Below are 13,234 nucleotides of genomic sequence, written 5' to 3'. Positions count from 1 at the left end.
CCGGTAGGCTTGCAACACAAGATGAAGGCAATTGCGGGCTTTTTCAAGTCCGCAGACAGGCGAGCACGCCTGCCTGCCCTGGCATCCGGCATCAGGACGCCAGGAGCCGCTTGTCATAGACCGAGTCGACCAGACCGTACTCGGCGGCGCGCTGGGCGCTCATGAAATTGTCACGCTCGGTGTCACGCTTGATGGTTTCCAGGTCCTGGCCAGTATGGTAGGCGAGCAGCTCGTTCAACCTTGCCTTGATGGACAGGATCTCCTGGGCATGGATCTCGATATCGGTCGCCTGCCCCTGGAATCCGCCCAGTGGCTGGTGGATCATGACGCGCGAGTTGGGCAGGCAGTGACGCTTACCCTTGGCCCCCGAGGCCAGCAGGAACGCACCCATGCTGCAGGCCTGACCGATGCAGATGGTCGAGACGTCCGGCTTGATGAACTGCATGGTGTCGTAGATCGACATCCCCGCGGTGACCGAGCCACCCGGAGAGTTGATGTACAGATGGATATCCTTGTCGGGGTTTTCCGCCTCAAGGAACAACAGCTGCGCCACTACCAGGTTGGCCATGTAGTCCTCTACCGGGCCGACCAGGAAAATCACTCGTTCCTTCAACAGGCGCGAGTAGATGTCGTAGGCACGTTCGCCGCGAGCGGATTGCTCGACAACCATCGGGACCAGGCCGCCTGCGGCCTGGATGTCAGAGCTCTGCTGAATATAAGAATTGCGGGACATGTCCTGCGCTCACTCCCAAATAGTCATGGCTTGAATACACACAAGCCAGCGCGAAGGCTGGCTTGTGTGGGCTTCCTACGAAAGAAGGAAATCACTCAGCGGCGGCAGGTGCCTGGGCTGGCTTGACGGCTTCCTCGTACGAGACCGACTTGTCGGTCACAGTAGCTTTCTGCAGAACAGTATCCACAACTTGCTCTTCCAGTACAACCGAACGCACTTCCTGCAGCTGCTGGTCGTTCTTGTAGTACCAGGCGATGACCTGCTCAGGCTCCTGGTAGGCAGAAGCCATTTCCTCGATCATGGCGCGAACGCGGGCTTCGTCCGGCTTCAGCTCGTACTGCTTGACCACTTCGGCGACGATCAGACCCAGCACCACGCGACGCTTGGCCTGCTCCTCGAACAGTTCGGCAGGCAGCTGCTCCGGCTTGATGTTGCCGCCGAACTGCTGGACAGCCTGGACACGCAGACGGTTGACTTCGTTCTCGATCAGGGCCTTTGGCACTTCCACCGGATTGGTGGCCAGCAGACCATCCATTACCTGGTTCTTGACCTTGGTCTTGATCGCCTGGCGCAGCTCGCGCTCCATGTTCTTGCGAACTTCGGCGCGGAAGCCTTCCAGAGAAGATTCCTTGATGCCGAACTGGGCAAAGAACTCCTCGTTCAGCTCGGGCAGTCGAGGAGCGGAAATGCCGTTGACGGTAACGGTGAACTCGGCGGCCTTGCCGGCCAGGTCGAGGTTCTGGTAATCCTCGGGGAAGGTCACGTTCAGCACACGTTCCTCTTTATCCTTGGCGCCGACCAGACCTTCTTCGAAGCCAGGGATCATGCGGCCGGAACCGAGCACTAGCTTGGTACCCTTGGCGGAGCCACCCGCGAAGGTCTCGCCATCCACCTTGCCGACGAAATCGATGTCCAGCTGGTCTTCGTTCTGTGCTTCGCGCTCGACGGGTTCGTAACGAACGTTCTGCTTGCGCAGCACCTCGAGCATATTGTCCAGGTCGGCATCGGTCACCTCGGCCTCCAGGCGCTCGACGCTGATCGACTCGAAGCCGGCAACGGTGAACTCGGGGAAGACTTCGAAGGTGGCGATGTATTCCAGGTCCTTGCCCTTCTCGAACACTTTCGGCTCGACGGCAGGCGCGCCGGCGGGATTGAGCTTCTGCTCGACGACAGCTTCGTAGAAGGTGGCCTGGATCAAGTCGCCCAGGGCTTCCTGGCGAGCTGCGTCCTCATAGCGCTGGCGGATCACGCTCATCGGCACCTTGCCTGGGCGGAAGCCAGGGACCTTGGCGCGACGGGCAGTCTGCTGCAGACGCTTGTTGACTTCGGTCTCGATACGCTCGGCAGGGACGCCGATGGTCATGCGACGCTCGAGAGCAGAAGTGTTTTCAACAGAAACTTGCATGGATATTCCTCGTTGCACAGACGTTAGCCGGCGATAGCCCGACTCCAGAATCAAGGGCAAGCATTCTAGTGATTCACGCACCAGAAGTCACCCCACCCTGCTTGCCGGAAAATCATGCCGGTCGATTTCATTGCCGGACCCGTCCATCCCATGGCAGGCGGGCCCTGGAGTGTCCTGACTCAGGATGACCTGGAGCCGGCAGCCGCCCGGCTCCGCTGGTTGCAAGAACTTGTCAAACAACCGTTGCACTCAAACACTTGCGAAACATCAAGCAGATGAATCGTCGATCTCGTTGGCGTCGCAATATTCGCCCCAGCCCATGCCAAGCGCATCGGCAACTTCGCGATGGACTTCCAGGCGCATCGCCTGCAACTGCCGCGGCGATTCGGCGACCAGCTGCAGCGTCAGTTCCCAGGGCTCCAGTCCCTGCTCCTGCGCGGCATCCTCGAACGCCCATTCGATCTGCCGAGCCTGCTCGGAGGCATCCAGCTCGCGGATCTCCTCGAGCAACTGTGGATTGGCCTCGGCGAAACGCTGCAACGCCAATGCCTGGCGAGCTTCTTTGGCAATCATGTGGATTTCCCGTGCCGGCCAACCGGGCCGGTGCTTCAACCGGCTGAAATCTATCAGCTTTTCCGGCCAGAGCGATAGAGGAAGCTCCACTGACGGCGAACAGGTGCTACTGCGCTGCCTCCAAGATCCTCATGCCGACAAAGTCGAGGTCACGGACTCGGACGCCAGCGTGATCACGCCCGTCGTGGCAGCAAGCCCGAGAACCAGGAACGCAACCATCCAACCCGCGAGGCACCCCAACAGGTGCCGCCAGACGAAGCCCCTACCACTGCTGCGCAACGACCTGGCAAGCCCCCACCAGACCAACAGTCCGGCGCCGAGGGCGAGCAGAACCAGCAAAACTGTCATTTTTCGTTTCCCTTCGCTACAAAGAATCAGTGCCGAACTCATCGGCTGGATATGTTCGCCCGCCCCAGACACCGAAGCGGGCTTGCCCGGCCTGGAGGCACCGGCATGCTTCATTCATCGGCCATCTGCTTTCTGAACCAATCAGCCACGACCGCCAAGGCTGGCGCTTGTCGCGCCTTGCGCGGCCACACTAGATAAAAAGCCTCGTCGAGCGTGAGCTGTTGAGCGAACACCTGCACGAGCCGGCCGGCGGCGATGTCATCCTTCACGAAAACACGACTGGCCAGTGCAATCCCCTGACCACCGATCGCTGCCTCGATGGCCAGTGAGGTCTGGTTGAAGCGCATGTGCTTGAGCGTGGGTTGCCCTTGCCCTGGAAACAGCGCGGCAGTGAACTGCGGCCAGAAATCATGCGCATCATGAAGCATCAGCAAGCCTTGAAGCCCTTCGAAACCAGTCGGCCGGCCCTTCTGCGCCAACAGACCCGGACTGGCGACAGCGACGACGCACTGCTCCATCAACAGTTCGGCATTGAGGCCCGCACCAAACGGCGGCTTGCCATAGCGCACCGCGATGTCGACACAATCATTCTGAAAATGCGCAAGCCGCTCGGTTGCCAGCAGACGTAGATCGATGTCCGGATTGGCCTCGGCAAAGGCCCCCAGCCTGGGCAACAACCATTTCGAAGCGAAGGTCGGCGTGACGCTGACGGTCAGATACGCTGCGACCGGCTTGAGCAGCCGGGTAGCCTCCTCGATCATCGCCAGCGCAGCGCGCACGCTGCCACTGTAACCACGCCCAGCGTCTGTCAGCGCCAAACCACGGGGCAACCGTTCGAACAGACGAACCTCCAGGCTAGCCTCGAGATTACGGATCTGCTGGGCAACAGCCGCCTGGGTGACCCCCAGCTCTTCAGCAGCCAAACGAAAATTCAAGTGACGCGCAACCACTTCGAACATGCGAAGCGCGTTGAGCGGAGGTAGCAAGGGTAAACCTGCAGGCATGAGAGTAATGGACTTCCTTCGATCGAGCAGATGCACCCTTCGAGACGGCAGAGGCACGAACCCGGCCTAGAGCCATGAAGCCAAGGCCAGCCGCCAGACACTGCCAGCAAAACCCGTGCCGCCAATCGATACTGTTGCGCCGCGCCCGATGAGCGCATGGGCGTACCTGTTGCCTGGCCCGCAAACGCCTCGGCGCTACAGACCAGCTGGCAGTCCATCGCGCGAGCAGCCTGCCACCGCCAGCTTCCGGCTTCCATTGTACCTGGCAAGTGGTTACTGGCGAGCCCGAATCCGCTCGACGAGCCCCATGATGACTCTGCGCAATCGGCTCAGCACAGGCCCGGCGAGGCCAGGCTTCTCTCCTCCCAATGTCTAGCGGCTCGAAGCGCGGCCAGGATCCGCATCACGTCGTCTTTCTGCTGTCGCGTCAAAGCTCGGAACAGCTCGATCAGGTCACGTTCCCGTTTGTTGATTTTTCTCACAACCGATACTCCGGATTCGTCATTACTCAGTGCCCTGTGGCTGGGCACTATCGAGATCACGCCGGCGTATGGGTGTCGTGTGCTTAGTCGCGCGCAGGTGGTGCTTTGAATTGCGGCAGGTGTGCGTACTTGCCGTTGCTGCTCCAGCCTTCCAGGTCACCATTGGGGAGCAGCACGTAGTATTCGCCGTTTTCGTCGTCGGGCTGCTGCAAGCGCAGGCGCTGGCCGTCGAGGTTCTTGGCGAGGTAGGTCTCGGTCCGTTTGCCACCGTCCGGGAAGATACGATCGAGCTTGTAGGCGTTCTTGACCTTGTAGAGCACCATCAGGTGGCCCAGGCTGCCATCCTGCAGCCAGCTGCTGACCAAGGTCGGATACGGGCCGAGATCGAGGTCTGTCAACGTTCGATAGGCCTCGGCGTCCAGACCGATGATCGACGCTTGATAGTCGGGCTGGAAGCTGGCGTTTGCCCAATAGGCACGGTCGACCTGGCCTTCCACACGCAGACCGATGAACGTACGCGGCGGCATGGCGCTAAAGTCGTCGCGGATGGCACGTGCTACTTTTTCGAGTTCTGCTTCGGACACGCGATGCGATAACACAGCCTCGACCTTACGTGGCATGCCATTGCGATGGTCATCTTTGGTGATCGTATAGGTAACGGGCGATTCGATGGCCTCGACGGCCGCCACTTCGGGCGCTAGGTCAGCTCGCGCTGCCGCTGATTCTGTAGGTGTAGGCGCGGACGGTTTGTCGCCGTCATGAACCAGGATTGCCCAGACAAGCATCACCAAGAACCCAGCGACTGAACCGCTGATACACCCCAGCGCATGACGGGTGAAGACACCCTTGCCCTCTTGTCGCAACTTTTTGACCGAGCCCCACCAGACCAGCGCGGTTACCGCCAGCACTAACAACATTCCTAGAACTGCCATGCCAATGGCCCTCCACAAATCACCGACCCCCATGGCCGGTACACTGGATCCGCGCGTCGTCCTGGCCCGTCATGGGCGAGGCGACCGGTCCACTCGTTTTCTCAAGCGTGGGGTATCGCGAATGCAGTGGCGGTACGAATTAGAAACGCTAGAGCTGCATGCTAGTACGCTGGAATGGTTTCAGAATCCGTCGACTGCAAGATCATCTTGCAAATGCGGCGGCTGTGCGCAGGAGGATGGCCTGATCTGAGGGGTCGATTCTGGGCAGCAGTTCGAGCAGCTGTGCTCCCTCGGCAGACAGACCGTCCAAGCGGATTTGCCTTGTGCCAGTGACTACGTAAAGGATGTCGACACCACGCTCGGCAATGGCTGCCAAGTAGGCCGCATCAGGGCTGCGCTCACCTTTTTCGTAGTTCAACTGAGAGTTTTTAGTTACGCCAGGAATCGCAGCGAAGTCCGTCTGGTTGAGCCCCAGACGTGTGCGCTCTTCCCTCAATCGGTCACCGATGGTCAACAAAACATCACCTTTTCGATTGACAGGTCATCATTTGATGACTTGTCTCACACGAAATCACACGAAACGAGACTATGCCGAACTCATACCCCAGCGAGCAAGCTTGTGCCGAGGCACGGGAACGCTTGGCCAGCCAAGGGTTGTCTGCCAGACAATGGGGCAGATGCACGGACTGACACCCTCGACCGTGTATGCCGTGCTGAATCGCCAGAAAAAATGCTTGAGAGGCGCGTCGCATCGAGCAGCCGTACTGCTCGGTATCAAACGCGGCGAAACCGCACGGTAGACGACCCGGCCTAGGGAGAAAACCAGAACATGAAACGCCCCGTGCTAGAAACCTTTCGCCAGGTCGTCAGCGCCGTGGTCTGCGCTTTTCCAGGCGGTCGCGAATGCGCTGCGGCGCGCCTGCCAGTGTGAATGGGTTAACCAGTCCAGCGACGTAACCGCCTAGGGCGCGTGTCGCCGGCCCAACTCCGCCAAACATATCCTTGAGCTGACCGCCCTGCTGGAGCAGAACGGTAAACGGGTTCATCCCACCCTGTAGGGAGACCACGATGTCTGTGAACTGTGCGGGGACGCCTCGCAGCGCGGCTGTGTAGGCCTTCGTGGATAGACCCGCAGCCTGGGCCTGGCGAGAATATGCATCCAGCGCCTGCTCAGCCTCTTTTCCGCTCGCGGCGAGGCTTTTGATAGTCACGCCAGACGCCTTTGCCTGAGAGCCGACGCCAGCGGTTGATTTCTCAGCCCGATCTCCAGCCTGAGCCAGCTTGTCAAGGTCTTGGGCAGCTGCTGCAGCCTCTCCTGACTCCACCTTGATACCAAGGACGGCAATATCACCCTGACTCATGGTTTCTCCGGGCATAAAAAAACCCGCTCATGGCGGGCTTGGTCGCATTCAGGTTCTCACTGGATTCCGCAGTTTATACGGTCCACTGAGGTTTCGTTTTCCCCTTCCAGGGCAACCACATTTGTGCCATCCGGCATCCACGTGACGGTGTAGCGCTTGAATCCAACGTAACCGCCCATGACATTTTTCGAGTTGACCTCACCACAGACCCATCCATCCTTTTTGCTCCACTCGTTGCGAAACTGGGCTGACGATGGATCGGTGAGCTGCTCCGATACCGCCTCTCGTGCCCTTTCGATGTCGCTATTCCCGCAGCCGGCCAGGATGACCCCAGCCAGCGCAACCAATGCCAAACGCCTCATGCCTGCCCTCCTTGATTGATGGGGGCAATCTACCATTGCAGCGGAGAAGCGCCAAAACCCCGCGCAGGACCCGGGAATGTTCAAAGCTGCAGCGCCTTGTGAGAATCTGAGAAAATGGTCACTGAACACGCACCGTCCAGCTGTTTCCCAATTTTCGTCGACTATGGCTTCAGCCCGGACACGTCGATTTTACCTATGCCCACCGGAGTAAACGCATGAAGCTGATGAGGAAGATGGTTACCGCGTTCCGTAACCGGAAAAAGTACACGTACACAGAGCTAAGCGACTGGACGCTCGCGCTCATCGGAGCTCTCAGCTTCACCGTAGGAGCGTATTACTTGTGGGTATCGGGAAGCGTGACGGTAGAGATGCTCGAATGGTCCAGCAGTCATGCGCTCACGGCTGATGCAGCTCTCGCTTTTGGTTTCTTGGGCTTGCTCGGTCTGAGCGGCCTATATTTCGCTACCGTCGCACGCCGCTGCTATGACTTAATTGTGGAGCGGAACTTTAGATAACTCCAAGCCCGGCCAAGCGCCGGGCTTTCGCATCTCAAAGGACTATCGGATGGCTATCACCGAAATCGGCTGGATGGCCCATGCTCGCCGCAAGTTTTTCGACCTGCATGTGGCGAACATGTGTTCGTCGGACGCTTACCTAGTACCCGCTAAGGGGTAATGTTCAATACGGCACTCATGGGGATGACCATCGCCTTTACACGTCCCATCCAGATATCGGTAGTTGATGTGCATCAACTGGCCTTTTTTGGGCCACTGCCTGCGCGGGAGCGTGCTTTGGTAATCAGCAGCTTCCGGTACGAATGTGATAGTCGCCCCCTTTTCCGGGCATTCTGCCGTGGTCGATGCCTGGCTTACCTTCACAACCTGGGCCTGTAGCTTTGGATAGGGAATCTTCAACACATCAGTGATGTGTAGCTCCATACGGCAAATTTGCCACGTCGATGCTTGTACTGGCTGGCACATTACGAAGAAGGGAAAGGCAAATAGGGCGTAGCGAGTTGCACGGTAGTCCATTATTGGCCCTGCCTTGAATATTGATATCCGAGGCATTATCAGACGTGGACTCACCGAATCATAGGGCGATCCTGCCTCGCGCGCATTCAGCCAAGTCGATGCGCGCCCAAGCCATGCAAGGTGACTTGAGCGAACGCTTACGGTTGATACGCACACCTCTGCTACCAGGACACTCAGACCTGGGATCTTCATTCCGAGGCGTACAACCCTTAGCTAGGCTGCATCTGGCGCCAGATGCAAAAAGCCCAGCGCGGGGCCGGGCTCTATTCACTTTCGATGTCACTACATCAGAGCGACTTCAGCTCGGTGAAAGCTTTCGCAATGCAATACGGGATCACTGCCCAAGCCAGGCCCATAGCTGCAGCTGCAGCCTCTTGCGGCGCGCTCGTAGCTGCCTGCATCCCACTGAACCCAATCAAGCCACCGATCAGCGACATGATGATGGTTACGACCCACATAAATTTAGCCAATTACATCCCTTCCTTTGGTTGGTAAAAGCTGAAAAAGCTCGGCTTCAACTAATAATGGCGGCGGAATCTACGGATCGAAGACAGGAATGTCAAATGGCCAGCTATGCAGGACTACCCATCCATCCACACTGGACGGAAAGCCAGTAGCGCGATACGGATCGGTGCATTAGCTTTCGGCACTCACCCACAAGGAGCTGTGAGATGGCTAAGCAACCCACCAACGGCGGCAAAGAATGGACCGTAGCTCAGATAGCGGAGCTGAGGAAATTGGCTGCTGGCAACACCCCCACCCGCGTTATTGGCCTCAAGCTAGGGCGCAGTGAGGCGTCCATTTACAGCAAAGCGGCCGAGCTTGGAATCAGCCTGAAGCCGACGAACCAGTCTCCCTACAACCGTCAGAAGTGAGCAGAGCCACCGCCTCCGCGTAATCCTGACGCTGCTGAGCGCTCCACTGGTGCCCGTGCTCAGCGAGTGAAACCGCCAATGAATCCAGGCAGCCCAGGATGACCTGCTTGCTCGATGAGTCCATATAACCTCCGATTACGGTCACTCTTGAGATTCAGCCATGACGGCCAAGGCCTCGACCTCGAAAACCCGCAGGTCAGGGAAAATGTCGACTAAATCCCGCCGCTTGATGCCCAGCATGGCAGCGGTGACCGGCACAGCGGTGTAGTCCAGGCCGGACGGCCCGCCCTGCCCCAGGCGCCATTGCGTTCCAAGCGCCTCGAACAGACGAAAGGCTGGCCAGATATCAGGCCAGACCTCGACCTCTTCTTCCGGAATGTCAGCCAGGGTCAGCCCCAGCGCCGCCAGCTGCTCGGCGGAAGGGCCACGCTCATAGATGGCCCTGGCCGCCGCCCTCAGTTTCCCAAGCGGGCCGGGTTATAGGCGTTCTGGAAGGCATCGGTGACCGCCTTCGGCGCGCCGGTGCAGGTTTGCACGAGCTGAAGGACGGCTTCATCGCTGAACTTGTCGTCCAGGCCCCAGCCCACCACGATTTCTTTCAGCTGATCGGCCTGCAGCTTGATTTCCTTGGCGGTCACGTCGGACCAACCGATGCCTTCTCCCTTGGCCTGCTCGGCCAGCTCATCCCGGGCCTTGTTCCAGCGGTCGAACATCTCCGCCAGGGCAATGCGGTCCAGGTAGCGGAACTCGAAATCGACCGGTACGGGCTCGGCGCCGATGCGCGGCAGCTGCACCACTGCGCTGAACGTGGGGTTCTGCGCGATCTTGATCTTTGCCATGGTGGTTCCTTATGCGGCCGCTGGGTAGCGGACGGGGCGGCCAGAGAGGCCGAAGCTGATGGTTCGAGTCATGAGCTGGTTGCGCTCCATGGTCGGCGTGCTGGTGATGCTCAGGTAGCCAGGGAACAGGATCTGGTCGCCGCCGGAGAGCTTCAGGCGCAGCACGGTCAGCACCTTGGATTCGTCATACCCTTCAACGATCGTCACGTAGGGAGCTGCGGGCTGATCCTCGACAGTGATCGCCAGGCTGATCGGGTTGCGGTTGGTCGGGAACTGGATGTCGTCATCGTTCTCCAGGTAACCCACGGTCAGGAATTGCTGCTCGCCACCGGAGACAGTGAAACCAGTCACCTTGGAGATTTGCGCCCAGTTCGAGACGGTCACGACAGAGCCCGCGCCGGCGCCGGCGGTGAACTTGTCCAGATTGCTGGTGTTGAGCCCTGCCAGAGAGAACTTGTCAGCGGCCACGCTGGCGGCGCGGACAGCGCGGTCGGTGATCAGGGACCAGCCGGAGTTGACCAGTAGAACGTCGCCGTTCTTGATGGTGTGGCCTGCGGCAGTGGCCACCGGTGGCGCAGCATTGGTCAGGGCGGTGAAGGCAACGGCATTGCCCAGGGCGCTGGCGATCTCCAGCACGGAGCCGTTCGGCAGCGGGAAGCGTGCGGCCATGGTGTTTTCCTCTTGGGTAGAAGCGAAAAAGCCCGCACGTGGCGGGTTTGGTGGATGCTTTGGGGTTAAGTCGCACTGCGATCGTTAGCTTTCTGAAGAGCTCTGATGTATTCGGTTAGCTCTGGAGTCTCTTCAAACCATTCGCCATGCTTGTGCAACTTTGAGAACTGCTGATGTAGGCGGCGTTCAGCCCCCATTGAGCCTGGCACAGAGGCCAATAGCGTTAACGGCTCGCCAGCACCGGTCTCCAAGGACTTGATGCGATTCGTTGTATCCATGCTGGAGCCGATCTTTATCAAACCACGACCGTTTTTCGCAAAATAGATATGCCGGCGAATGACTTGGCCGTCAGGAGTTATACGGATTTCGCTTTCACCAATTCCCGCAAGATGAAGCGCATGCCTACACAGTCCAGGAATTCGGCGATCGCCCCCTGAGGCCAGGATGCAAAGCTCAATCGCATTGATAGCCTCAAGTACTGCCAGTTCATCAAGCAGGCTCAATGCCCTTGAGGCACTGCATTTCTCAAACACATCACCTATTCGGTCAATGAGGTACTCGTATGCTTCGTTCGCTCGTACGGATACGCTCAGTGAGTCGACAAGGCTTTCTACGCTGCTTGCATTCATCTGCGACACCTCGTTCATCAGGCGAAAAGGAACGCAGCCGGGGCGGACGGATGAACGAACATCCACCGTTCGGCTGTACGGGCCTAGGCTGCGTGTTTGGTTGGGCGCCAGATGCGCCCCTTGAAGATTTACCGGTCCGCGACACCGCGGTAGGTGAAGCTAGCCGGGACCGTATAGGTCGCCGACTCGGTGATAGTGGGGCCCTGCTCTACTGGCTCGGTGATCAGGCCTTCGAACCCATTGCGGTTGAGCTCGGAATCAACACGAAACAACGCGGACAATTCGTCGATCAGCGTCTCGGCAGTGTTCAGGGGCTGGCCTGCAGGGCATACGATGCTGACCTGGTACACGCCGGTGTACTCGTACGCCTCGCCGCCCAGGTAGCGGCAGGTGGTGCTGGCCGGCAGCTGGAAGGCGCGGAGGTAGGTTTCGCCGGGTTCGGCCTCGAACTCCTCTTCGAAGTTAGCGACCCGGATCGGGCGTGCTGTAGCCCAGGCCATCAGCTTGATCTCGATGGCCTGACGGGCTCTTGCTTGGCTCATACGCGGTTGTTCCTGATGGCTTCGTCGACGATGCGCTGGAAGTTGGCCAGGGTCACTCGGACCATGCCGCTCGGAGCTTGGCTCGAATGGCCGTACTCGAGTGGAATCGCGTATTCCAAGTTGTTCACGATGTAGGCCGTCTGGCCGATTGTCAGGGCCTGCACCTGGGTCAGTAGATCAGCGATCGCCTCATTACCAGACGGGTCGATGCGATCAAGCTCGCCGCTGGCCGGGGAGTCGATGGAGAATTGCCAGTTGCCCCGGAAGCGGCCGCCCACATAGCCCTGCCCGGTCGCCAGGCCGTTCACGTAGAAGTTCTGGTCTCGCTCAGTCTTGGTCAGGGGCTTGGCGTACTTCACTCCGCGCTTAAGGTTGCCGGACTTGGTGAAGTTGCCCGGGTCCTGGCGAACCGACTCGTTGCGTGCGGCGACCCGAGCGTCATATCGATCGGCTTCTGCCGTTCGCGCCTGTCGGTACGCCACGTTGGCCGCCCAGATCTCGGGATTACCCACCGGCGACATGCGGATGACGCTGCTGCCGATCTCGATCACGATCTCGCGGAAGGTGGCGTCCAGCGCTTGCTCGGCCTTCTCGGCGAAGGCCCGGATGCTTTCGGCGAATCCGCCCTCAAGCCCGCCGTACCGCTGCGTCATGTGCGCGCCGCGTGGCATGGTCACTTCCTCAGTTGAATAGTCCAGGTGGCCTGGGCAGGATCCTCGGACACGTTGAGGACTCGGTAGCCGCTGACTTGGTCGCCGATCTTGGGAGCGGCAGGAATTTCACTGGCCTGCCCGCCCCGCTCTTCGAACAGCTCGTTCTGCAGCACCAGCAGTTTCACGTCCTCGGTCTGGATGCGAGACCCGTCGATCTCCTTGGCAAGGTAGCTGCCGAACACGCCGCGGCCTGAGTAGCGAATGGTCGAGGCAGGCACTGTGCCGCCGAGCTCCGGGTCATATCCGCCCTTCACCGTGCGACTGCCGAGAACCGGCTTCACCGCATCGGCCAGACCATCGGGATCATCGAAGGCTTCGGCCAGGTCGGCCTGTAGCTCCTCACGCATGCCCATGGTCAGATCCTCTTGAGCATCACGGTGCCCGACCGGCGGGTCCAGGGCGCGATGAGGTCCAAGGCGAAGTTCTCACCGGTGGAACGCTCGACGGAGCCCGCAACGTAGGTCTTGCTGGTCGAGGTGCCGGACTGGGCCGATACGGTCTTGCTCTGCACCTCGCGCTGCGTGTCCTTGTAGAGCTTGCCTTCGGCGGCCAGCTTGGCGACCTGCGCGCCGGCGGTCACGATTGCGTCCGGCACCGCCTCGGGCACCGTGCGCTTGATCTTGGCCGTGAGCCAGGCATTGGCCATGGCCACGGCAAGGACCGCATCACCGGTGCCAGCCCAGCCCGCCCCGAGCTTCTCGTTCACATCGGCAACGGTGATGAAGTCAGTCATGGC

19 protein-coding genes and 3 pseudogenes are annotated in these 13,234 nt (G+C 59.6%); 4 read left to right on the top strand and 18 right to left on the bottom strand.

The annotated features are described in order from the left end of the window. Positions 1-91 precede the first annotated feature (91 nt). From clpP to ACY8GK_RS03200, 7 genes are all read right to left on the bottom strand, one after another. A complete protein-coding gene (clpP, locus tag ACY8GK_RS03230; RefSeq protein ID WP_196176268.1) occupies positions 92-733 on the bottom strand; it encodes an ATP-dependent Clp endopeptidase proteolytic subunit ClpP in 642 nt (213 codons plus the stop codon). A 91-nt stretch (positions 734-824) separates the two neighbouring features. Further along, positions 825-2,138: a trigger factor gene (tig, locus tag ACY8GK_RS03225; protein ID WP_462402292.1), complete on the bottom strand. Its 1,314-nt coding sequence runs from the start codon at positions 2,136-2,138 to the stop codon at positions 825-827. A 267-nt stretch (positions 2,139-2,405) separates the two neighbouring features. Next, positions 2,406-2,711, bottom strand: a complete 306-nt coding sequence (locus ACY8GK_RS03220; RefSeq protein WP_196176272.1) for a DUF6388 family protein — start codon at positions 2,709-2,711, stop codon at positions 2,406-2,408. Positions 2,712-2,840: 129 nt separating this feature from the next. Then, positions 2,841-3,173 carry a hypothetical protein gene (locus ACY8GK_RS03215; protein ID WP_196176274.1) on the bottom strand — a complete coding sequence of 111 codons (333 nt, stop codon included), beginning with the start codon at positions 3,171-3,173 and terminating at the stop codon, positions 2,841-2,843. Beyond that, positions 3,170-4,063 carry a LysR substrate-binding domain-containing protein gene (locus tag ACY8GK_RS03210; protein WP_462402291.1) on the bottom strand — a complete coding sequence of 298 codons (894 nt, stop codon included), beginning with the start codon at positions 4,061-4,063 and terminating at the stop codon, positions 3,170-3,172. Before ACY8GK_RS03210 ends, ACY8GK_RS03215 begins: the two co-directional genes overlap by 4 nt. Positions 4,064-4,628: 565 nt before the next feature. After that, complete coding sequence (locus ACY8GK_RS03205) at positions 4,629-5,477, bottom strand: zinc ribbon domain-containing protein (protein WP_462402290.1); 849 nt, start codon at positions 5,475-5,477, stop codon at positions 4,629-4,631. A 202-nt stretch (positions 5,478-5,679) separates the two neighbouring features. Continuing rightward, complete coding sequence (locus tag ACY8GK_RS03200) at positions 5,680-5,991, bottom strand: helix-turn-helix domain-containing protein (protein ID WP_462402289.1); 312 nt, start codon at positions 5,989-5,991, stop codon at positions 5,680-5,682. A 74-nt stretch (positions 5,992-6,065) separates the two neighbouring features. Between ACY8GK_RS03200 and ACY8GK_RS03195 the strand changes: the two are divergent. Then, a pseudogene (locus ACY8GK_RS03195) lies at positions 6,066-6,277 on the top strand (DNA-binding protein). Positions 6,278-6,306: 29 nt separating this feature from the next. Continuing rightward, positions 6,307-6,399, top strand: a pseudogene (locus ACY8GK_RS03190) (YmfL family putative regulatory protein); the annotation flags it as partial. Here ACY8GK_RS03190 and ACY8GK_RS03185 read toward each other — a convergent pair. Then, positions 6,392-6,607: pseudogene (locus ACY8GK_RS03185) on the bottom strand (phage tail length tape measure family protein); the annotation flags it as partial. The pseudogenes ACY8GK_RS03190 and ACY8GK_RS03185 overlap by 8 nt on opposite strands. A gap of 287 nt (positions 6,608-6,894) precedes the next feature. Further along, on the bottom strand, positions 6,895-7,200 hold the full coding sequence (locus tag ACY8GK_RS03180; RefSeq protein ID WP_462402288.1) for a hypothetical protein: 306 nt from the start codon (positions 7,198-7,200) through the stop codon (positions 6,895-6,897). Positions 7,201-7,415: 215 nt separating this feature from the next. On the opposite strand from ACY8GK_RS03180, the gene ACY8GK_RS03175 reads away from it, so the two are divergent. Then, positions 7,416-7,715: a hypothetical protein gene (locus ACY8GK_RS03175; RefSeq protein ID WP_462403050.1), complete on the top strand. Its 300-nt coding sequence runs from the start codon at positions 7,416-7,418 to the stop codon at positions 7,713-7,715. 803 nt (positions 7,716-8,518) lie between these two features. Here ACY8GK_RS03175 and ACY8GK_RS03170 read toward each other — a convergent pair. Beyond that, positions 8,519-8,701: a hypothetical protein gene (locus ACY8GK_RS03170; protein WP_462402287.1), complete on the bottom strand. Its 183-nt coding sequence runs from the start codon at positions 8,699-8,701 to the stop codon at positions 8,519-8,521. 201 nt (positions 8,702-8,902) lie between these two features. Here ACY8GK_RS03170 and ACY8GK_RS03165 point away from each other — a divergent pair, with 201 nt between their 5' ends. After that, a complete protein-coding gene (locus ACY8GK_RS03165) occupies positions 8,903-9,106 on the top strand; it encodes a hypothetical protein (protein ID WP_462402286.1) in 204 nt (67 codons plus the stop codon). Between the two features lie 141 nt (positions 9,107-9,247). Here ACY8GK_RS03165 and ACY8GK_RS03160 read toward each other — a convergent pair whose 3' ends face one another. From ACY8GK_RS03160 to ACY8GK_RS03125, 8 genes are all read right to left on the bottom strand, one after another. Further along, positions 9,248-9,493, bottom strand: coding sequence for a DUF1799 domain-containing protein (locus ACY8GK_RS03160; protein WP_462402972.1), 246 nt, complete (start codon positions 9,491-9,493; stop codon positions 9,248-9,250). 68 nt (positions 9,494-9,561) lie between these two features. Then, positions 9,562-9,945 carry a phage tail assembly chaperone gene (locus ACY8GK_RS03155; protein ID WP_462402285.1) on the bottom strand — a complete coding sequence of 128 codons (384 nt, stop codon included), beginning with the start codon at positions 9,943-9,945 and terminating at the stop codon, positions 9,562-9,564. 9 nt (positions 9,946-9,954) lie between these two features. Continuing rightward, positions 9,955-10,614 (bottom strand): phage tail protein, encoded by a 660-nt coding sequence (locus ACY8GK_RS03150; protein ID WP_462402284.1) that lies wholly within the window; start codon positions 10,612-10,614, stop codon positions 9,955-9,957. A gap of 65 nt (positions 10,615-10,679) precedes the next feature. Then, positions 10,680-11,243 carry a GIY-YIG nuclease family protein gene (locus ACY8GK_RS03145; RefSeq protein WP_462402283.1) on the bottom strand — a complete coding sequence of 188 codons (564 nt, stop codon included), beginning with the start codon at positions 11,241-11,243 and terminating at the stop codon, positions 10,680-10,682. A gap of 128 nt (positions 11,244-11,371) precedes the next feature. Next, entirely contained in the window at positions 11,372-11,785 is a 414-nt protein-coding gene (locus tag ACY8GK_RS03140) for a phage tail terminator-like protein (protein WP_462402282.1), read from the bottom strand. Further along, a complete protein-coding gene (locus ACY8GK_RS03135; RefSeq protein ID WP_462402281.1) occupies positions 11,782-12,456 on the bottom strand; it encodes a hypothetical protein in 675 nt (224 codons plus the stop codon). Before ACY8GK_RS03135 ends, ACY8GK_RS03140 begins: the two co-directional genes overlap by 4 nt. Positions 12,457-12,458: 2 nt before the next feature. Further along, on the bottom strand, positions 12,459-12,851 hold the full coding sequence (locus ACY8GK_RS03130; RefSeq protein ID WP_462402280.1) for a hypothetical protein: 393 nt from the start codon (positions 12,849-12,851) through the stop codon (positions 12,459-12,461). Between the two features lie 2 nt (positions 12,852-12,853). Further along, positions 12,854-13,231, bottom strand: coding sequence for a hypothetical protein (locus tag ACY8GK_RS03125; RefSeq protein WP_261240301.1), 378 nt, complete (start codon positions 13,229-13,231; stop codon positions 12,854-12,856). Positions 13,232-13,234: the final 3 nt, after the last annotated feature.

The organism is Pseudomonas sp. Marseille-QA0332 (genome assembly GCF_054950175.1).
This window is presented reverse-complemented; position numbering and strand designations above follow the sequence as displayed.